General features: G+C 70.3%; 14 protein-coding genes. 4 read left to right on the forward strand and 10 right to left on the reverse strand.

Features of this window, described 5'->3' with window-relative positions:
- The first annotated feature begins 21 nt into the window (after positions 1–21).
- The 3 genes from AQJ58_RS36255 to AQJ58_RS36265 all read left to right on the forward strand — a co-directional run bounded on the left by AQJ58_RS36255 (position 22) and on the right by AQJ58_RS36265 (position 5,596).
- Positions 22–4,503, forward strand: a complete 4,482-nt coding sequence (locus tag AQJ58_RS36255) for an AAA family ATPase (RefSeq protein ID WP_234360412.1) — start codon at positions 22–24, stop codon at positions 4,501–4,503.
- Positions 4,504–4,615: 112 nt separating this feature from the next.
- Positions 4,616–4,930: a hypothetical protein gene (locus AQJ58_RS36260; RefSeq protein WP_067258234.1), complete on the forward strand. Its 315-nt coding sequence runs from the start codon at positions 4,616–4,618 to the stop codon at positions 4,928–4,930.
- 51 nt (positions 4,931–4,981) lie between these two features.
- A complete protein-coding gene (locus tag AQJ58_RS36265) occupies positions 4,982–5,596 on the forward strand; it encodes a hypothetical protein (RefSeq protein WP_159056376.1) in 615 nt (204 codons plus the stop codon).
- Here AQJ58_RS36265 and AQJ58_RS36270 read toward each other — a convergent pair.
- Together AQJ58_RS36270 and AQJ58_RS36275 are read right to left on the reverse strand one after the other, a co-directional pair.
- Positions 5,581–6,807 (reverse strand): hypothetical protein, encoded by a 1,227-nt coding sequence (locus AQJ58_RS36270; RefSeq protein WP_067258240.1) that lies wholly within the window; start codon positions 6,805–6,807, stop codon positions 5,581–5,583. The two genes, AQJ58_RS36265 and AQJ58_RS36270, sit on opposite strands and share 16 nt — an antisense overlap.
- A 4-nt stretch (positions 6,808–6,811) precedes the next feature.
- On the reverse strand, positions 6,812–7,921 hold the full coding sequence (locus AQJ58_RS36275) for an ImmA/IrrE family metallo-endopeptidase (protein ID WP_234360413.1): 1,110 nt from the start codon (positions 7,919–7,921) through the stop codon (positions 6,812–6,814).
- A gap of 642 nt (positions 7,922–8,563) precedes the next feature.
- On the opposite strand from AQJ58_RS36275, the gene AQJ58_RS36280 reads away from it, so the two are divergent.
- Positions 8,564–9,658: a hypothetical protein gene (locus AQJ58_RS36280; RefSeq protein WP_234360414.1), complete on the forward strand. Its 1,095-nt coding sequence runs from the start codon at positions 8,564–8,566 to the stop codon at positions 9,656–9,658.
- Between the two features lie 64 nt (positions 9,659–9,722).
- Here the strand turns inward: AQJ58_RS36280 and AQJ58_RS36285 are convergent, their stop codons facing one another.
- From AQJ58_RS36285 to AQJ58_RS36315, 8 genes are all read right to left on the reverse strand, one after another.
- Positions 9,723–11,471 (reverse strand): UvrD-helicase domain-containing protein, encoded by a 1,749-nt coding sequence (locus AQJ58_RS36285; RefSeq protein ID WP_067258244.1) that lies wholly within the window; start codon positions 11,469–11,471, stop codon positions 9,723–9,725.
- A complete protein-coding gene (locus AQJ58_RS36290) occupies positions 11,468–13,351 on the reverse strand; it encodes an ATP-dependent nuclease (protein WP_067258247.1) in 1,884 nt (627 codons plus the stop codon). Before AQJ58_RS36290 ends, AQJ58_RS36285 begins: the two co-directional genes overlap by 4 nt.
- Before the next feature lie 104 nt (positions 13,352–13,455).
- The gene (locus tag AQJ58_RS43605; protein WP_159056378.1) at positions 13,456–13,602 is read right to left on the reverse strand and encodes a hypothetical protein; all 147 of its coding nucleotides are present in this window, start codon (positions 13,600–13,602) and stop codon (positions 13,456–13,458) included.
- Between the two features lie 135 nt (positions 13,603–13,737).
- Complete coding sequence (locus tag AQJ58_RS36295; protein ID WP_067258249.1) at positions 13,738–14,805, reverse strand: hypothetical protein; 1,068 nt, start codon at positions 14,803–14,805, stop codon at positions 13,738–13,740.
- An 88-nt stretch (positions 14,806–14,893) separates the two neighbouring features.
- Positions 14,894–16,039 carry an ATP-binding protein gene (locus AQJ58_RS36300; protein ID WP_067258251.1) on the reverse strand — a complete coding sequence of 382 codons (1,146 nt, stop codon included), beginning with the start codon at positions 16,037–16,039 and terminating at the stop codon, positions 14,894–14,896.
- 34 nt (positions 16,040–16,073) lie between these two features.
- Positions 16,074–18,299 (reverse strand): hypothetical protein, encoded by a 2,226-nt coding sequence (locus AQJ58_RS36305; RefSeq protein ID WP_067258254.1) that lies wholly within the window; start codon positions 18,297–18,299, stop codon positions 16,074–16,076.
- Positions 18,296–19,009, reverse strand: a complete 714-nt coding sequence (locus tag AQJ58_RS36310) for a TnsA-like heteromeric transposase endonuclease subunit (protein ID WP_159056379.1) — start codon at positions 19,007–19,009, stop codon at positions 18,296–18,298. Before AQJ58_RS36310 ends, AQJ58_RS36305 begins: the two co-directional genes overlap by 4 nt.
- A 187-nt stretch (positions 19,010–19,196) precedes the next feature.
- Positions 19,197–20,207 carry a TniQ family protein gene (locus AQJ58_RS36315; protein WP_067258257.1) on the reverse strand — a complete coding sequence of 337 codons (1,011 nt, stop codon included), beginning with the start codon at positions 20,205–20,207 and terminating at the stop codon, positions 19,197–19,199.
- Positions 20,208–20,302: the final 95 nt, after the last annotated feature.

The following is a 20,302-nucleotide window of genomic DNA, read 5'->3' on the forward strand; positions in this document are numbered from 1 at the left end:
CCGTCCACGTTCCATCGGCGCTTGGTCGTCATCGCCGTCAGCGACTACGACACCGGGACCCTGGCCGAGCGGGAGGCCTTCCGCGCCGGCATCAGCGCACAGGTTTCGGTCGTAGAGGACTGGTGGGCCGGCGAAGGCCTGGAAGCAGAGCGGCGCTTCACTCCTGCAGCCCCGCCCAAGCCGCTGCTCAGCGTGCACGATCTGCGGTGCTTCCTGATCGACCAGGACCTGGCCGACGCCGACGACGACGAAGCTCTGGTCGTCTACATCACCGGCCACGGTCTCGCTCCCCGCGGACGGCAGCATTTTCTGCAGCTGCCCGACACTGATGAGACCCGCCCCCTGGGCACTGCGTTCCCCACGGCCGAACTCATCGCCACCGCCCTCGACTCCCGCGCCGGGCACGTCCTGGTGATGGTCGACTCCTGCTTCTCCGGACGCCTGACGGACGAACTCCAAGACACCCTCAAAGCATTGGATGAGGACCGCCGAGCTTTGGGATCCCTGGTCGTGCTGACCGCCGGCAACGAAGATTCCAGACCCCGGCTTCAGGCCTTCACTTCACTGCTGGCCGCGATCCGCGCGCACTGCGAAGACCAGACCAACGGATACGCGCGCTCCCATCTGAGCTGGGAAGACTTCCATGCGATCCGCGCCGCCGTCTGGAACCGCACCACCATGGCGGACATCCACCGCATCTGGCCCCCGGGCGACAGCGTCAGCCTCCAACTCGCTGGCCGCGCGCTGAGCCCCTGCCTGCCCAACCCCGGCTACACCGACACCACCCTCCTCGAGGACGCCCGCAGCCAGGTCGGCTGGAACCGCGCCGACCTGGACGACTACTGGATCTCCCGGGCCACCGGCCAGATGTCCGGCTCCGGCCCGGGCTGGTACTTCACCGGGCGCGCCGCCCTGGTCAGCCGCATGATCGAGTTTCTGGACGGTGACGACGGCGTCCTCATCGTGACCGGGTCCGCCGGCTCCGGTAAAAGCGCGCTGCTGGCCCGTCTTGTCACGCTCAGCGATCCCCGATTCCGGGCCGACGACGCTTACCGGCCCGTCCTCGACGCCATCCCCGAACACCTTCACGTTCCTGAAGGAGCCGTCGACGCGGCAGTACTGGCCCGCAACACCGACCCGCACGAACTGTCCGCGGCGCTCTACGAGGCCCTCACCGGCCGCCCGACACCGGCCGGTCATGATCCGATTGAGGAACTGCGCGCCTATGTCCGCGCCTTCGTGCAGCGCAACGGTAGACCTCTCACCGTAGTGATCGACGGGATCGACGAAGCCCGCAACCCGCGCCGCATCATCACCGACGTCCTGCGCCCGCTGGCCACCCTGAGCGCCGACGGCCAGCCCCTCATCCGGCTCCTCCTCGGCATCCGCAGCCCCGCCCCCGCCGGCCCCGACTCTTCCAGTGCCGACCCCGCCAGCCCGAACGGCGGCGATCTCCTGGCCCTGCTGCAGCGGGCAACCGACGCCGGCCCGGCAGTGCGTACCGACGACCTCACCGCACAGGACGACATCGCCGCCTACACCGCATCCCTGCTGCACGCCGACCCCCAGGCGGGCTCGCGCCTCCTCGACCGCGACGACGACCGCATCAGCCGTGTCGCCACAGCGGTGGCCGAAGAGGTGACCCCCTCCTTCCTGGACGCCCGGCTCGCCGCCCAGCAACTCCACGCCCGCACCCTCCTGCCTCAGCCCACTGACCTGGCCTGGCGCCGCCAGCTGAGACAGGGAACGCACGAACTGCTCCGCCAAGACCTCGCCGACGTAGCCCTGCACGGCGACGCAACCCCCGACGAACTCCTGGCCGTCCTGCGCGCCACCGCCTTCGCCCAGGGGGCGGGCCTGCCCTGGGCCGACATCTGGCCAGCCGCGGTGAACGCCCTGCATCCCCCCTGCGACGACGCGGCAGCCGCCATCCGCCAAGTGGTACGTGACAGTCGGCTGACCGGATACCTGACAACTGCCCAGGAAGACGGCAGAACCGTCTACCGCCCCATCCACGAACGCGTCAGCGAAACACTGCGCACCGCACCCCACACACTCCTGGCCCCCGCCGACACCTCTACTACACCCACCCAGGACGGTGCCGGGACAGCCGACACCACCACCGCTCACCGGCAGCTCACCCAGGCCTTCGCCCGGCTACTGCCAAGGGCACCGGAGCAACCCCCGCACCCCTACCTGCGACGGCACCTGATCACCCACGCCGCACTCGGAAACACAGTCGACGACGACCACATCCCGGCCCACTTCCTGCCCTGGGCGACCCGCGACAACGTGCGCGGTTCCCTCGGCCTGCCCATCACCGCCACCGATCGCATCCGGAACCTGGCCGCGTGGGCCCGCATCGAGCCCTTCGTCGGCGACGCACCCCCCGCCTCCCGAGCCGACAGCCTCGCCCTCGCCCAGCACACCGGCAGCACACAAGCACACACCCCGACGCGCCACCCACAACTACGCCCGCGCTTCAACCACCTGCATCTGCCCACCAACATCCTGGCAGGCACTCCCGCCAACCCCTACGCACTGGCCACCTTCCGCACCACCGACGACTCCGTCGTGCTGGCAGCCGCAGACGAGCGGGGCAACCTCACCCTGTGGGACCCCCTCTCCGGCAGCCCCTTCGGCACCGCCATGGAAGGGCTGGGGCCCCATACCCGCGCGCTCACCGTCCTGGACGACCGCCGCGGGGAGCCCTCCCTCATCGTCGGAAGTGACGCCGGTCTGTGGCGATGCGACCCCCAGACCGGCGTGGCCGACCCCCTGCTGGCAGGGCGCATCCGTGCCGTCACTACTGTCAACGACGGTGCACGCCGACGGAACCGCCGTGGCACACACGGATGGACACTCCTTGCTGTCGCCACCACCGAGGACCTCCTCTTGGTGGACCCCCTCACCGGGCACATCCAGACACAACGGCCCCTGCACAGCATCGGCCGCCTCCAGAGGCAGCAGGATGTCGGCCGGAGGTACCGCGGGCCCCTCGTCCACGCACTCGCCGTGATCCCCGTGCCGGGTGTCGGTCCACTGCTCGCTATTGCCCAGGACGGCAGTTACGTCCCCATCGTGGATGCCCTGACGTTCGATGACGCCGGGGAACTGCCGTGCACGGGCAGGGGCGCCTCCGCCGTCGTCGGCTTCGCCACACGTGACCGCGAACCACGGCTGGTCATTGCGTCCCGCTCCACGAAGTCCGTTCGCATCTGGAACCCGCTGACCCGAGCCCAGCACCCACACCAGCCGATCCGGCAGCCCGTGGCGTCCCTGGCCTTGCACCCCGGCCCCTACGGCGACCCCCTGCTGGTCACCGGCAGCAGCGTGGACGGCGCTCTCCACGTCTTCGATACCGCCTCCGGTGTACTCGTTCGCCAACTCCCCACCGAGCACACCAAGATGATCCGCGGCCTGACGGTCTTCACCGGCCCCCAAGGCCAGCCCCTCCTGGCGTCCGCATCGTTCGACCGCACCATCCGCCTGTGGGACCTTCAGGCGCCAGCCGCCGACAGCGAGATCGATCATCCCTCGGCAGAACACGTCGCCCTCCTGCCGCACCCATCCGGGCCACCCAGTCTCATCAGCGGTGGCCGTGCCGGTGAGATCACCGTGCGCTCCGTACAGACCGGCCGGGCAGCACACGTGTTGACCACGCCCGACGACCGCCCCTACAAAGACGTCACCGCACTGACCGCTCTCGAACCCACACGTGACGGCCCCGAACGCATCGCCATCGGGTACGCGGACGGAAGCGTCGAACTCACCACGGAAGCAGGCTCACGGCGCGTCCTGCTTCCCTCGCGCTACTCCAACACCAGGGTCCGGGCGCTGGCCCGCTTCCCCCACCCGGAAACCGGGCAGCCCGTCCTCGCCGCCGCCATCAGCGACTCCCGCGTCGAGTACCTGCCCATTGACGGCGGCACCCCCCACTTGCCGACACTCCGTGCCGAGGCGGTCGTGCGGGCACTCGCCGTACTGCCCGACACCAGATCACCGGTGCTGGCCATCGCCACCACCCGTGCCGTGCGCCTGCTGTACCCCGGCCACGCCCCGCACATGGGTTTGCCCCAGCGCATCGGTGCCGTGCGCAGCCTGACCGTCGCCGGCGGCGGCCTCCTGGCCACCGGTGGATCGGACGGTGTGATCCGGCTGTGGGACCCATTTGCCCCGCGCTCAGAAACCCATGTGCCGCTGACCGGGCACCAGGGCCCCATCACCGCCCTTGCTGCCCTGCCCCATCCTGACGCCGACCGTGACCTGCTCGTCAGCGCCTGCTCGGACGACACCAGCATCCGTGTGTGGGACTACCACACGGGACAGGAGGTTCTCCGCCTGGTCACCGGTGCACCGATCACTTCGCTCGCCGTGCTCCCCGTCGGCTCCGTCAACCGCAGCACCGCCCCTGCCGTCATCGTCGGCAGTCCCACGGGAACGGCCGCTGTCACCGTGCACCTCCAGCCTCCGAGGGGCGGCACCACGCTCGAGGATGCCTGAACTGCCCCAGGCACCGTTCTGGTAGGCATACGGTGCGGCGGCAGCGCACTCCCGCTGCAGTGTTGACATCTGAGGCATGATTCGCGAATCATGAATCATGCCTCAACGGGACGTGGAACGGCTGCGTGAGGTGTCCGTGCGGGTCTTCGGCAACCGCTACCGGGCGGAGCTGATGTGGGCGCTGGCGTCTGCGGGCGAGCGGGGCGTGTGTCTCGGAGACCTTGCCGTCGCCCGCGACGCGCCGGCGAGCGTCTACCAGGCGCCGATCCGGTCCCTGGTGGAGGCTGGCCTGGCCGAGCGGCTGCCGAGGACGCCGGGGGAGCGGCGCCGCTGGTACCGGCGCAGCGACAACGACCTGCTTTGGCAGTGTCTTGAAGGCCTGTTGAGCTGTTTGGCAGAACAGTCCGTACCCGTGAGAGTTGGATAGTCGGCGGGGCCGCTGCGTGCGGCCGGAGCCCGATGAGGCAGGGTGGAGGCCATGGTGACCTTGGCGAACTCCGTGATCGGCCGTTCCGTGCGGACGGCTTCGGCCACCCTGCTGGAGGCGGGCACCCAGACCAAGGCCGCCTCCCTGCAAGGCGCCGAGGCCCTGTTCTTCCACCGGCCGGACGCCGCCGAGCACGCCCGGCGCCGGCACGTCGGCGCAGAGCGGCTGGACCGGATGGCAGCGCTGGAGACCCTCCTGACCTTGCCGGTGGGCATCCCCGTCCCCCTCGCCTCGCTCGAGGCCGGCCAGCGGCGGGCCGTACGCGCCCTGCCCGCGGGCGCCGCGGACCGTGACCGCACGACGGTGACCCGGCGCGCGGTCCGGCCGGTGCGTGTGGACCTGGCCGTGGTGCGCGCTGCCGGATGGCGCCAGGGACTGCGGGACGCGGGCCGGTTCGCGCCGTTCTGCCGCCGCGCCATGCTGCTCACCCGCCGCCCCGCCCACCTGGAAGAGCTGCTGGCCGAGGCCGACTTCTACGGCATCGGCGTGTTCCTCGCCGCCGAGCACGGTGTGGAGATGCTGCTCGCGCCGGAGGAGTACCGGCCGCAGCGGCACACCGCCGCCGCGTGGTGCTTCGCCGAGGAGCTGTATCAGCTCCTGCGCTGATGGTTGGCCGCCGCCTGCCCGTTCGCTCCGTCCGCCACCGAGACCGGGGCCGCCAGCGCCCACCGCCTCAACTGCTGGGGCACCTTGAAGGCATCCGGCTGCCGCAGTCGCGCGTTCACCAGCGGATACCGCTCCACCGCCGCGCGGCAGCGCTCGTGCCACCACTGCTGGCGCGCCAGCCCGGGAGTGATCGCAGTCAGCGTGCGCAGCCACTCCATCAGCACGGCCACATTGTGCGCGGCGGCCCGTGCCGGCCGTTCACCGGCATTGCTGGCGAATTCATCCAGCGCCCACACCCCCTCACACGCCGCGCAGCCACAGACGGGAGCCTCCGCACCGGCGAAGCGGTCGGCCAGGGTCTTGCCGAGGAAGAAGTCCATCAGCTCGGCGAACAGCACGTGCGGCGACGTCGAAAAGCCCTTGCTGGTCTTGGCCTTCTCGCCCGGGGCCACGATGTGCCGCAGCCGGCTGCCGGCACCGAACGCTGTGAAAGAGGCTCCCGCGGCCAGCGCGCCGAAGGCCGCCAGATCGGTGCGCAGCAACGCCGCTCCCGGCACTTCCTCGATCACCCGCCGCAGGTGGTCGACGGCCCGTGCATGACGCGCGAGAGGGTCCATCTGCCCGCCCAGCATGATCGCCTTGGGCCCCTTCACCAGCCGCAGACAGGCGATCAGCTGCCGCACCGCGTCCTCTTCCCGCAGCCAGCCCACATCGACCGGCGCCGCGAAGACGACCTGCGCATCGTCCAGGTCGGCCACCCGCCGCACCGCCGCCTTGAGTGCATCGGAGTCCTCGGCGTGGATGTAACCGGTCGGGGTCACCGGCGCGGTAACGCCGGCCGCCCGCTGCTCCGCCAGCGACACCTCGAGCGGATCGTCGAAGGCGAAGGTCTCCTCCGACGCGGGCGGGAACGGCTCCTCCTCGCTTGCCGCCCGCACCTCGTACACAGCCGGATCGACCAGCAGGGGCCCGCCGAAGTGTTCCTCCTCGCGCAGCCGTTTCGCCTTGCGCAGCGCGTTCTTCCCGCACAGCACCAGCCCGCTGCGGCCCGCATCAAGCTGTCCGCGCAGATAACCGACACGGGCAGGAGACACCTGCAGCAGCATGCGCCCCTGCAGAACGCTCAGCGCACCGGACAGGGCCTGCGGCGCGTCGGGAGGCTCGGTGAGATCGGAGCGCGGACGCGGCAGCGGAGCAGACGGGTCGATCATGGCCTCACCTTCGAAGCGGCTCAGGGGATAACGAGCGGTCGCCTGCCACATACAGGCGCTTGAAGTCCTCGGGCAGCAGGCGGCAGCATGCGGCCGCCTCGTCGATTGCCAGGCCCAGGTCGGACAACAGGATGTCCACCAGTGCCGGGACGCGCGTGGGCCGCTCCGGCTCCACCTCGACCGGTTCGGCCGTGCGGTAGCCGAGCGCCGACATCTCCACCATCACCGTGCGGTACTGCCATTCGGTGATGGCGTTCAGGGTGAGCGCGCGCCGCAGCAGCGCGCTCATCGACACCCGCCAGACGCGCTTGAGCTCCGCCAGCCGCGCCAAGTCCACACCGTCGGCGAACGCCCGCCGGATATCGGCAGCGGGCATCAGGAACTCCGCGGCGAACGCGTCGGCCTGCTTCTCCTGCTCGCTCGACGTGCCGGGCGCGGGGTGCATCACCAGATGGCCCAGCTCGTGCGCGACACTGAAGCGGCAACGATCGCCCGGCGCGTGGTCGTTGACCAGGACCAGCGGGACCTGGGGGTCGTCCCACTGACTGACCGCGTCCAGCAGCTCACTGCCGAGACTCCGCATCACGACCAGGCCGCCGGCCTCCTCGATCGCGGCGATCACATCCGCCACCGGGCCCCTGGGCAGGCCCCAGGCGCGGCGCACCTGGCGGGCCGCATCCTTGGCCGTCGTGAAGTCGTCCAGGAGCACGCGGGAGAAGCGGTGCGGCACGTCCGCTGCCGCGGCGGCCTGCACGAGGCCCGTCACCTGCAGCCGCACCAGGGCGAGTTGGGCGTGGATGCGGCGCAGCGCCGAGGACGACAGAGAGGCTCTCTTACGGTGGTGGATCAGTCCCACCCCCACCCCGCTCACCCGGGGATCCAGGCACAGCAGGTCTACTGGGTAGCCCAGGGCGGCGGCATACAGCTGAAGACGGTCGTCGGCGACAACAAGGCGTCCCGATTCCGCGCGGCTGACGTATCCCTGGGACACCACCGCGGCCCCGGCAGGCGCGGCCTTGGTCATGGCGGCGGCCACGTCGACCTGCGTCATGCCCCGCGACTCGCGCGCGAGCGCGAGCATGCCGGGATGCGCCTGGAGGTCACCGGACGCCATCACACCCCACCACCTCAGATCAGACCTCAAAACATTAACACGGAATATTCCGGGGCTGATTCGGCTTCCTGGTGGGCTCCGTCACAGCCAACAGCCCTCTGCTGAAAGACCGATGAGGGGAACCGGCCACCGGCCGCCCCAGCGATCCGATCAAGGCGGCAGGCGCGCGGCCCCAGGGGACCCGCACCTGCGATCGACGGCATGATCTGCGCGGCCGGCCCGGCAGGTCGCAGCGGCCCCGGGCCGACACCATGATGTGAATGCTTGTGCAACGCCCGGGAGTTGCGGGATGAGCAACGCGACAGTCCACGACGGTGCTCCTCCGCCACCCGGCAGACGCCGACCGAACAGCGGGCGGCAGGCCCGACCACCTCCGGGAAACCTGACTGTCCCAACATCGCGGTACCGGCAGGGAGGGCCGCACGCCGCGACGGCTCATCCAGCGCTGGTACAGGCTCCGCCCCCAGGCAGCCCACCGCCGCGTCCCTCTCGTCCACGCCTGGCTCACCGCAAGGGCGTAACCGCACCGGCGTACACGATCGCCGCTGCCGCAGCGAACGGTTCGAATCAGACCCCCCAGCCCCTGTGGCGGGAGTAGCCTCAATAGAGGTCGAGCGCATCGACCCAAGCCGGGGCTGGCCCATGAACAGCCCCACACCGGCAAAGGTGCCCGGGCTTCGTGCACGGCATGGGCTGCATCAACTGCGCGCACCACCAGAGCTGTTCAGAGCGATCAGCAGATCCGCATGTGCCCGCCTTCCGCGCACCCGGATCATGGGCCCGGAGCGCAGAACACGAGGCCATGCCATGAGCAAGGATCACGCCCGCAAGCGCCGGGCCCGGCGTACCGCGCAGAACACCGGATCGTCCTACACCTCCGCCAATGCCGGAACCCTGCACACTCACCCCGCCCCCACACTGGTGCCTGTCAGTGGCGCACCGTTCGGAGTGGCCCACACCGCCGACATGGCGGCCGCCTCTGCGGCCATCGGCGCCGGGCTGGCTGACTGTGACCCGTGCCGGGCCTCCGCCATGGCCCGGCTGATGCTGGGGGACTCACTGGTCCTGGCCGTGCTGGCCGCCTCCCTGCCGCTGGTGCCGAACCGGGAGTTCTCCACCGTCACCCATGTCTTCTGGGAAGAGGTCCAGCCGCACGCACACCACCCGTACACCTATGTCTTCACTGCTGGTCTGGGGGCGGTCGAGCGCCAGAACCTCCTCGAGGACCTGATCAGCATCTGGACCATGGTGGTCCCGCATCTGGGCGGGGGCGGCAGGACGTTGGCAGGGGCCGACCTCACCTCCATGATCATCAATCTGGCCCCGGCACCGCCGCCGCTCTACCGGGTCGGCCGCACTGGCTTCGTCCCTACCCCGCACGGACCGTTCCCGGCCCTCACTCTCGCGTCACCGGACATGAGCGGCAGCATCCAGGAACTCGCCGAACGCTATGGCTTCCCCTGTTATGCGTGGGACACGCTGCCTGACGTGAGCGCCTGGGTCCTGCAGCAGCATTCGGCGACACTGCGCCCCTGGGGCGTACGCCGGGGCGACGGTGGGCAGAGCCTGGTCCTCGGTTCCGTGGAGCATCCTACCGAGGCGACGAGCGAGTGGATCGACGCGGCCGAACGTGCCGGCTCGGTAGTGGTGTTGGGCCTGTGGACCGGAGACTTCACTTCGCTCATCCATGCCGTGCAGGCACAGGAGATCTTCGCTGTGCGAGCACGACTTGAGTAACCCGTGCTCGCGGGGCCCGGGGCGCGAATGATCTGCATCGCGTGCTGGCCGAGCGCATCAGGGCTCACGCGACGCGGAGCGGCACGTGGTACCCGGCCAGGAGTTGGGCCAGTGCATCGGTCTCCTCCTGGGGCAGGGCGATGGCGGCCAGGCGGCGGGCGCGGGTGACGGCGACGTACCAGACGCGCAGGACCTCGTCGGTGGCCGGGTCTGCGGTGGCCCAGCGCTGGACGCTTCTGGCATCGGGCAGCAACAGCAGGACGCCGTCTGCCTCATCGCCCTTGAGCTGGTGGACGATGTTGGTGTGGATACCGGTGGCCGCCTGGAGGCGCGACACGGTGGGTTTTCCGGCGGGGCGGCCCCTGCCGCCTTGCGGAGCAGCCCCGGGCAGAGGGGGCCAGGCCTTCATGGCCTGCCAGACCTGCGGCCCCCATTCCCGGTGGGGCGCAGGCAGGCTGTGCAGGAAGGCGAACGCCGTGCGGTTGACCTGTCCGGCCGAGAGACGGTGGCCGGTCATGATGCGGTCGGGGCCGCCGCTCTGGCCCGGGTACCAGTAGCCGAACAGGACGCGCACGGCGACCGCGCAGGCCCGGGCGAGGTCGTCGCCGCTGGCGTCCGGGGTGTGGGTGACGGTGCGGGCCCAGGCCAGGCTGGTGATGGCTTTGGTGTTGGGCTTCTCCCGGGTGATGCCCGGCAAGGTGGCGTACTTGTAGGCGGTCACCAGGCAGTCCTTGGCCGGGACGGCGTACTCCTCGGCCAGCGTGCGGAAGGCGTCGACGATGCCGGCACCGGTCGGGGCGTGCAGGTGCCGGCTGCCGGAGTCGGCGAACCGGGTGGGCAGCACGAGGACGGGGATGTCGTCGTCGCGCACCACGGAGGTGTCCGGCGGCCGCTGCCCCGTGCGCAGGGTGGACGCGAGCCGGCAGATGACGGGGGAGCTGCGCCAGTTACCGGTCAGGCGGTGCGGGGCGGGAGAGAGCTGAGCGGCGAAGGACTGGAGAGCCTGGGGTTCGGCGCCGCGCCAGGCGTAGATGGCCTGGTCCGGGTCACCGACGAGGACCAGCGGCAAGCCGGCGTCGTGCAGCAGCTGAAGGATCGCCAGGTCGGCGGCGGAGCAGTCCTGCGCCTCATCGACGACGACTTCCGCGAACCGGGAGAGCAGCGGGGGCAGCAGAGCGGCGGCGGTCTTGGCGTGGCGCAGGTTCCACAGGGCCAGGACCCGCGCCTCGTGCCCGGTCAAATAGCCTTCGTCGCACCACGACTTGCGGGTCTCGAAGATCTTCTTCTCCCACTGCGCGCGGCTGTAGGAGCTGTCCTTGAGGAGCTGGCGGGTGTCGTAGTCGAGCTTGTCCCAGGCAACCGCCTCGCGCGCCTCGTTGTGGGAGGGATCTATCGTCATGGGGAAGCGGTGCAGGTTGATCTCCCGGTCCGTGCCCTGCACCGGGGCCTTGATGCTCGCCCAGGATTCCAGCAGACGGGGCGCCGGCTCGGCCGCCCGCCGCGGCTTGACCAGGAATTCCCACAGGAACGAGTCGAGCGTGCCGATGAAGTGCGGCGCCTGGACCAGATCGGCGCGGCCCGCCGAGCGGCAGCGCCGGGCCATCTGATCCCGCGCCACCCGCGTGAACGAGATCAGTGCCCGCCCCTTACGCAGCCGCCGCCGGGGCGACTGCAGATGCCGGTTGGTGATCACATGCGTCTTGCCCGCACCCGGGCAGGCGGCCACGTAGGCAGGCGCGGCCACGGCCATGGCGGCCTGCTGCTGCTTCTCGGCGTCGGCCCGCACCGGATCCCTCTGCTCAGGCGTCGTCATGGCGCGCCCACTGCAGGCGTGCTCGTGTCCTGGGCGGTGATAAAACGGATGGCACCCGCCAGGTACTCGGGCACCGTGAACGGCACCACCCGATCGGCCAGCACGTCGGCGAGTTCCTGCGCGAACCGGCCCTTGGAGATCTCGGTGCCCTTCAGGATTTCTCCGTCCGTTCCGGTGACGGTCCGGCTGGTCTTCGGGACGAACAGCTCCCCGAACGCCAGGGCGGGATCCGTCGCCTCAACGACCTGCTCCCAGCGGTCCTGCGAGTGCGGCGCGCAGCGCAGGAACGCCGCCCGCAAGGCGGTGATGTTGTTCTCCGCCCACAGGGCCGGCTCCAGCGTCCTCGGCGCCGCGGCCAGGTGCAGCTCGCCAGGAGAATGCCAGCCGCGCGGCAGCTTCCGCAGCGACTGCAGCCGGGGTGGTTCCGGCTGATCGGGCGCCACGTCCGTGTCGGTGATCAAGGCAACCCGCCGGCCCAGACAGATGCCGTCAACGGGCGCCAGCAGCACCCGCAGATAGACCTCGAACCCGACCCCGTCCACGATCACCCGGGTGGTGCCGAAGAACCGTTCCACCGCCTCGAACGCCTCCCGCTTCGCCGGCGCATCGGCGCCCTCGTCTGCGGCGAGGACCCGCTCGGCCAGAGCCGGCAGCAGCAGAAGCTCGGAAATACCCTCCACGAGGATCGCCCGCGACGCGAACAGCAGAGCACTCTTCGTGGCATCGAGATAGCGGTCCAGATGCCGCACCCGGTCCGGGCTCAACTGCAGCCGGGGAATGGGCAAAGGCCGCGCCTGCCAGCCGTCCGACAACTCACCCGGGCAGCGCGCCATGACCACCAGGTCCTGAACGCTCGCCGCGGCCGACAGGATGGGGGAGTGGGTGGTGACCACCACCTGCAGATGCCCGGCCGGCTCAGCCGGGTCCCCCGACGGCTGCCGGCGCGAGGCGCGCGCCCGCCGCTGCAGGTAACGCAGCAGCAGGGTCTGCAGCTGCGGATGCAGGTGCGCCTCGGGCTCCTCGACCAGCAGCACGGTCAGATCCGCCTCCGCCGCCGCGTCCAGCTCGGCCATCACCGTGGCGATGAACAGGGTGTTGGCGTAACCCAGCCCCGAGGCCGACAACGGGAACGGCGCGGCGGAGACATCACCCAGCAGCATGCGCAGCGACCGGGCGATCGACGCGAATGTCGGCTCGGCCAGGGCCAGTTCACTCGCCTGGGGATGCGCGCCGACCGTCAGATCCTGCAGCGGCTCGTTGATCTTCTCGCTGACCTTGACCACGTCCGAGTCCGCAGCCACCTTCTTCAGCTCGGTGCCGATCCGCTCCACGAAGGCATCGACCTGCTCGTCATCGCCCAGCAGCCCGCGAAGGATCATCCGCACCCGATCCCCGCCCGCCGAAGCCAGCTCCCGCTCGGCATCGCGCAGCGCTGGCAGATAGACATGCCGCACACCACCCCGCGCCGGAGGGTCCCCCGTGACCGGAAGGCCCGCGCCCTGCGCCCAGACGGTGCTTCCACGCCGCCCGCCCGTTTGCGGCGGTGTCCAGGACACCTGCCACCGGGCGGTCCGGCTGTCAGGAGCCCCCAGGGGCAGCAGCGCCTCCAAATACGCGCCGCTTTCCCGCGGGCCGATGCCGGCCACGTCCAGCTGCAGGCTGGGGCCGCCCTGCGCGGCCGCGGTGGTGAGGACATCGGACTCCTCGAAATACCGCACGCGCCGCCCGTCCAGGGGGTCCGTGAGCAGCCGGAGCGCGTCGATCACGGACGACTTGCCCGCGTTGTTCTCCCCGACCAACACCGTCACTTCCGGCCGCAGCGGAATCTGTACCCGCTCACACGACCGGAACCGCTCCACCAGCACCTCGGCCACGTACACCGCTCGCCCCCATCCCCGGCATATCACTCTGAGTAATAGCGATCATCGGATAATAGTGGGCATTGTCTGGTGCAGCGTTCAGAACTCGTCGTAAACCAAAACGGTCAGCGCAGATGACGGCCCGCGCCACAGGAGTGCCGGCTGCCGTGGGCCGGGCCCAGCACCACATGAGCCGCGAACCGGGCATCCAGGAGGAACGCCACGTACATCACCAGGCGCTGCAGGTAGTCGTCCCCGAAGCCGATCCGCAACAGCGCCGTGCCTGGTGATGCCCGTCGGCAAGACCACCCTCGCTTCCGGCAGGCGGGGGCTGGTCTGTGGGGAAAGGACCGGCCCGGTAGCTGCCCGAGACAGCGGTCACGGGTGCCGTGGGGTGTCTCATGCGGTCAGAACTCGTCATCGTAAGGATCGGTGAGGAGCCCGAGTTCTGGATCGTAGTGCAGCGGGGACTGCACATAGCCGTTATGAAACTGCCAGCCCTGGCGCAACACCGCCCTGACCGGCGCGAACGCGAGGTTGCCGACCCTCCTTCCGGCACCGAGCGTGGGAACCGCGGTCTGCCCGGGCTCAAGCGAAGGGATCTCCACGATCAGGCGGTGCCCGAGACCCGGCACATAGACGTGCCACGGCGCCAACTGCGCCGGCAGGTACCCCGGGTAGGGCCGCTCCTCGATGACCCTTCCGTCCAGCTGGAGCTGGCGGCGCAGGATCTGCGCCAGCCCCGGCCGGTCGCTGCCGCTGGCCGGGATCACACGGTGCACCACCCGGGACTCCACACCCGTGCGGCGCAGATGCCCGCAGATGTCCTGGCTGGGGCCCACGGACTCGCGGTACACCAGCAGACCGCAGGAGATCGCCATCCACGTGAACAGCAGGGCGCGGAACTGCAGGTGCTCCGGCAGAGAGGGGTCATCGGCCTGCACCGGCCAGAAGTCGGGCTCGGCGTAGACTTCCTCGTGGAAGGCCAGCCCTCCGTGGATCATCAGCATGGTCGGCTCGGCGATGCCGGCGCGCACACCGGCTGCCGTATCCGTCCACCAGGACCACCAGGTGCCGCCATCGTAGGAAGGCCCCCAGGAGACGGCCCGCAGCACCACCCCCCTCTCGATGCTCACCGGCGGCTCTTCCCACACCATCAGTCCGGACGGCGAGGGCACAATGCTGGCGATCTGGGCGATGCACGGGATACCCGTCAGCCTGGCGACGCTCTCGGCGGCTTCCCGGGTGAGGTAGAACAAGTCCGCTTTGCGCAGCCGGCGGCTTTCCGCGTTGGCCAGGGCGGCAGCCTGATCCTGCACCCGCTCCAGCGCCGCCACGGCGGGCGGCATCAAGAACGTCACGCCCTCCTGCTGCAGCATGTCCGCCCACAGTTGGGGCGCGTTGTAGTGAAGGAAGTCCAGTGTCTGCAGCCACAGGGCATGCACGTCCTGGATGCCGGTCCGGTCCACGCTCATAGCGGGCTCGATCCTCGAGAGGGGTGCAGGCGAAACGGTGCTGACGCGAGGGCGGTTGTGGCCTGTGCCGCCCGGTGCTCACGGGTGGTCAGTGCCCGGGCAGGACCTCTTCCCGGCCGATGCGGATAGCCTCCAGGTGCTCAAGGGTGATGTCCTCGGTGCCGTCGAGGATCCCGGCGACGGCGGCGCCGCAGATGAGCTGGGACAGGTAGAGGAAGTAGCCGCCGGTCCGGTCGTGCAGGTACTTGGCGTGCTGGATGAGGGCATCCTTGCTCAGCTTGCGCATGCGCAGGTTCTTCTCGTAGCCCTTGAGCACGGCCAGGAAGGGGGCCTGGTCCTCGGAGTCGTCGCTCCAGGGAAGTGGGTCTACCCAGGTGACCGGCAGCAGGCTGCGCACCTTCTGTTCCTTGGCCACTGCCGCCCTCAGCCCGGCGGCGCTGGCCTTGGGCTGCAGCCGCTGCTGGGCGGTCCACAGCGCCTCGTCGCGGCGGTCGCAGCCGTTGCGGGCGGCATGGACGATGTCGGTCGCGCCGGTACCGCAGAAGATGGTGGTGATGCCCAGCCGGGTGCGCAGGAAGTCGAAGTAGTGCAGGATCGGGCCGAGTTGGCCGGGGGAGACCCGCTGGATGTCGTCGACAAGCAGCAGGCGGGTCTGTTTGCGCTCCAACACGGTGCGCACGGGCAGGGACAGGTCGGGGATGCGGCGCAGCTGACGGGCTTCCCCCTCGCTCTTGGGCTCGGGTGTCAGAGCAAGGAAGGAAGCGATCTCCCATATCCAGTTGAGTTCGTTCTCCGGGTCGTGCGGGACGGTGATGTGCACGACCGGGACCCGGTCGTCGAAGTGCTTTTCGACCCTGCGCTGCAACTCCCGGCCGATGAGCCGCAGCAGGTACGTCTTGCCGGTGCCGGCCGGGCCGTCGATCACCATGTCCAGCAGGCCCTCGTACCGGTTGCCGTTGACACCGAAGGTGCCTCGGGCCCGCAGCAGACAGTCCTTCAGGAACGCAGTGTCGATCATCAGCAGATGGCGGTGGTAGTCCACCCGCGGGTCGTCCTCGTCGACTTCCATGTCCGCGGGAGCGCAGTCCAGCAGGTCGGGCGGTGCGAACTCGGTGCGCACATATCGGTCCCAGCCTTCCCAAGAGAAGATCCATGAGGGCAGGGGCGGCGTGGTGCGCACCAGGTGGGCGATCTCGGCCCGAGCATCGGATGCGGCGGGCACGGTGGTCTTCATCAGCTCTCCTCGGTGGGTGAAGCGGGACGCGGGTTCATGCGGGCGCAGCGGTGCCGGCAGGCGGCGGGTCGTCCTCGGAGTCGGCCGGGGCAAATGAGGGCAGGGTGTAGCGGCCGTTGGAGACGTCCCGGGCCGGTATGGGCAGCGAGGGGGCGGCCGGAACGGTGTCGGGGTTTACTGGCGTGGCCGGCGCTGCGGAGTCGGAGGCGTCGACGGTCTCGGGGCGGATCACGCCGCGGAACGGCAGGCGGGGCTCGGCCGCCTGTCGGGCGGTCGGCCCGCGGCGGGTGCGGCGGTGGCGTTCCTTCACAGCCAGGGTGATAGCTACCTCGGCCTCGCGGCTGCCTCCGCCCAGCGCCCATTCCTCGGCGGCGTCCTGCCAGTGATAGTGCGTCCACGGCAGGTCGGCCAGCATATGCCGGTAGAGGAACTCCACCGGGATCCACCTGCCGCTCAGCCGATGGTCATACAGCCAGGCGACGTCGGGGTAGTAGGGGTTGTAGCGGGCCTCCCACCGGCCGTTCTTGTGCGCGAGCCCGGAGTCGAGACCCTCCAGGCCCCGCAGCCGCCCATCGAGGGACCGGTAGGTGCGGTTGTCGATCTGGACGCCCTTGTCGGTGACCGTCACCCACGCCGGCACCAGCAGCTTCCGGTTGTCCTCGGCCGTCAGCTGCCTCGGCCGATAGCCGTAGCTCGCCACCAGCAGGTCGTACATCTGGTTCGGGGACAGCACCATCCCCGGATACAGAGGGCTGCGCAGCCCCTCGTGCGGCTGCTGCTGGTAGTCGAGCGCCACCCATTCCTCGGCCGCCGCCTGCATTTGGTTGATGCTGAACAGGCGCTGGCGTTCGATGCCGTAGCCGCGCTGCTCGAAGCTGCGGCCCGTCCACCCCTTCACGTACTGGGCGAAGGTGTCAGCGAAGCCGTGGAAGAAGGCCTCGGCCAGCGGCTTGTCGGTGGGCGTGTCCTTGCGCGCGTATTCGATGCTGATGCCCAGGAAGCTGCACACCATCTTGAAGTGATCGCTCAGATACGGGCTGCCCTGGTCGATGACGATGGTCCGCGGGTGGATGACCGGGCGGGCCGCGACGGCCTCGGCGAAGCGGGCGTCGGCCGCACACAGCTGGCCGTAAGGCAGGGCCGAGTTGCGGGCGGCGGTGAGCGGGTCCCAGCCGGGCCGCATGGGCAGCGGGGCGAAGCACTGCGCCAGCAGCAGCACTAGATCGAACGCCTTGGTGGCGCGGCCGCCGATACGCCTGCCGGGCGGCCCCTCCCCGGTCACCGTAGGAACGATCATGAGGGCCATGCAGGAGCGGGAGGCGACATCGATCGCGGCGGTCAGCTCGGCCGAGACGGCACGGCCGTCGTCCCCGATCAACTTGATCTTCAGCGGGGAGGTGTCGATCTGCACTAGCTGACCCGGCCGCAGCGCCACCGACGGCGTGTACGGGCGCTGCGGCTTGCTGTCCTGGCGTGAGCGCCGGCGCGTGGTCTTCTTGAGCTGCTCGGTCAGCCCGAGCTCCTGCATCCGGGTGTAGAACGTCGAGCGGGGCAGCAGCAGCCGCTCCGCCTCCCGGGGATCCTCCAGCTCCCGGCGGTAGCGCTGATGGATGAGGGTTTCCACGTCCTCGTACACGCGGTTGACCCGTCCGCCGGACTCGCGGGCGTGGCGGGCGGTGACCTCGTGCATCAGCGTGATGACCCGCTTGTCGGTGCGGCCGCCCGGGTCGGGGGTGCGGGTCCTGCGGCCGTCGTACAGCAGCACCAGCGGATTCTCGTCGGCGGCCTTCCAGGCGCGGCGCCGGTCATCCAGCGCCCGCCAGCTGAACTCGATGCCCGCGGCTGCGAGTTCAGCCGACTTGGCCTGGCAGCGCTGCTTGAACGTTGTGGTGTCCGGGTCGTAGCCGGGACGTGCCGTCGTGCAGCCGGGCCGCAGACCGGTCTGGAGTTCCTTCATGTGCTCGTGCCACCACAGTGCCTTCTCCCGCTCTGTGGGGGTGGCGGCCTCCAGCAGCTCACCCAGCGCGGGCAGATGCCTGCGGGCCACGTCCTGCCCGTTCTGGTCGAGGACAGCGAAGTCCGGGGCGCCTTCCACCTCCCGCCACAGCGTGTCCACCGGCGCGACATCACCCGACTGCGGCCGCAGGGTGATCTGCCGCCCCTTGAAGGCGCTGACCTCCCACACGCCACCGCGCCAGCGGACCATATCCCCCAGGCAGACCCGGTCGGTCTCGAACCAGCCCGACACCTTGCCCGTCATCGCCGCCCCCTCGCCGCCCAGACCGGGGAGAAGGGCAGCAGCGGCCGACCCCAGTCGATGTCCAGAAGACGGCGCCAGATCAACCGGTACACATGGTCGAAGCCGAGGAACTCGGGCACGCCGCTCGCCGCGACGCCCTCCTGCAGCGGGCGCGGCCGCCGAAACGCGGCCAGCAGAGCCCGCTCATGCGCCTGATCGCAGACAGCAGGCTGCCGGAAGTCCGCCACCAGCAGCAGATTCTCCCGCCGCACCCCGTGCGGCACCGCTCGCACGCACACGTCCCAGCCGGCCTGAGCGGCAACCTCACGCAGGGCGGCCAGGCGTTCGCGCCACTGCGGGCCCATCCGGTGCGGGGCTAGCACCACGGCCTGCCGCTGCTGGTCGCGGGTCAGGGCGATGAAGTCCGGCCGCCACCGGTGCCGGATGCGGCCCTGCTCCCAGTGCAGTTCGACCGGCTCCCCGGCGAACCGGCTGATGGCGGGATCGAAGTCCAGCTCGGTGGCCACATAGGTGCGCCGCTTGGACCCGCACACCACCAGCGCGCCCGTCGTCGCCGACCACCAGTCGGTGAGCTTGCCCTGCCGGCCGTGGTAGGCGACCGGGTCCGTGGGCGGCTGGCGCTCCTCCAGCGCCACCCCCCACAGCGCCTCGGGTGCGACACACACCAAGCGGCCGTCGTCGTCGAGATGCCACGCTTTCACCTCACGCACCGGAGCCTCCCTCGTCTCCCGGCCGGAGTCGGCGCCCCGAACCAGGCCAGGCCGTGGCGCCAGCCTGGCCGTCTCCCGCCCGCAGTGGTCAGCGCACCGAAGCGGGCGTCACTCGAACGGGTGATGCCTGCTTGACGAACCCCCGGCTCTCGCTTCGGATCAACTCGCCCTTCACGAAGGTCAGTTCTCACACCATGCAGGAGCGCTCGCGCAACGAGCCGGACGACTCGGCGAGTCGGCTGTGCCCCACGGCCAGCACCCGCCGACGGCGCCGATCGGCTCCACCGGCACCGTCGGCGAACGGGGCCGCAGCGGGCTGAGCGTGGTGATCCAGCCACTGCGCCAGCTCGTCCCAGCCGTCCACGTCCTCCAGCCCCCAGCCGGCCATCAGCTGCTGCACTTCCCCCACCCACACCGCCCGCGCGGCACGCGTGCGCTCGCCGCGCTGCTCGTAGCGCAGCATCTCCCGCGCCAGCTGGACGGCCTCCGGATAGATCACCAGTGGGCCGGTGCGCAGCTCCCGCGCCTCCAGGCCCACCCTCCAGGCTCGCTGCGTCCAGCTCCACAGGTCCGGCGTACGCTCCCACCAGCGCGCCACCACCTGGAAGCCGTCGGCGAACAGCTCCGCTCCCGCCGCGCCGAAGCGGCCCTCCAGCCGCAACCGATCGGCGTGCGCACGCACCACCTCCGGCAGCCCCTCCAGCCGCACCACGTGCGGGTCCTGGCCGCGGTGGTCGTCCGTGAATCGCCGGTGACGCAGGCACACCCGCCACTGGTCCGGCCACACCAGCCACGCCGCCTCACGCACGCCCCGGGCAAGGGCGCACAGGTCGCAGCAACGCACCACATGCCCCTCCCGCACCTCGAACGGCCACTGCCAGCGCGCCGGATCATCTCCCGGCAGCAGAAAACGGTCCTGGAGGTTGGTCAGGGCCAACTGCAACCGGTGCGGCGCCCGGCCGGACAGCACCGCCAGATGATCCAGTGCCGCCCGGTTGACATACAGCTCCGCCAGGGCCGGCAGACGCGGACTGACCGGTTGGCGGCCCGTACCCACCCGGTCCAAAAGATCCCCGAGCTCCAACTCGTGGGCGTGCGCCAGGCGATTGACGAACGAGCCGGTCGACTCGTCGGCCAGGCGCGGCACGGGGACCCGCAGCCGCAGGCGCGGTCCCCATACGCCCGCCCTGTCTGCCATCACACCTCCCACGCCACCCACCAGGACCGCACGCGCCGCAGACCGGCCGCATGCCGCCCGGTCGGACCCTGCGTGCAACGAAACCTCCGCATCAC

It is taken from the genome of Streptomyces sp. DSM 15324 (assembly GCF_001514285.1).
GTDB lineage: Bacteria > Actinomycetota > Actinomycetes > Streptomycetales > Streptomycetaceae > Streptomyces.

Coding starts and splice junctions, on each gene's coding strand:
- AQJ58_RS36275 (WP_234360413.1), bottom strand. CDS start 7,921: ATGGCGTCCGGTGACCTCCAGGCGCATCCCGGCATGCTCGCGCTCGCG.
- AQJ58_RS36315 (WP_067258257.1), bottom strand. CDS start 20,207: ATGGCAGACAGGGCGGGCGTATGGGGACCGCGCCTGCGGCTGCGGGTC.
- AQJ58_RS36285 (WP_067258244.1), bottom strand. CDS start 11,471: ATGACGACGCCTGAGCAGAGGGATCCGGTGCGGGCCGACGCCGAGAAG.
- AQJ58_RS36270 (WP_067258240.1), bottom strand. CDS start 6,807: ATGATCGACCCGTCTGCTCCGCTGCCGCGTCCGCGCTCCGATCTCACC.
- AQJ58_RS36265 (WP_159056376.1), top strand. CDS start 4,982: ATGGTGACCTTGGCGAACTCCGTGATCGGCCGTTCCGTGCGGACGGCT.
- AQJ58_RS36280 (WP_234360414.1), top strand. CDS start 8,564: ATGAACAGCCCCACACCGGCAAAGGTGCCCGGGCTTCGTGCACGGCAT.
- AQJ58_RS36295 (WP_067258249.1), bottom strand. CDS start 14,805: ATGAGCGTGGACCGGACCGGCATCCAGGACGTGCATGCCCTGTGGCTG.
- AQJ58_RS36300 (WP_067258251.1), bottom strand. CDS start 16,039: ATGAAGACCACCGTGCCCGCCGCATCCGATGCTCGGGCCGAGATCGCC.
- AQJ58_RS36305 (WP_067258254.1), bottom strand. CDS start 18,299: ATGACGGGCAAGGTGTCGGGCTGGTTCGAGACCGACCGGGTCTGCCTG.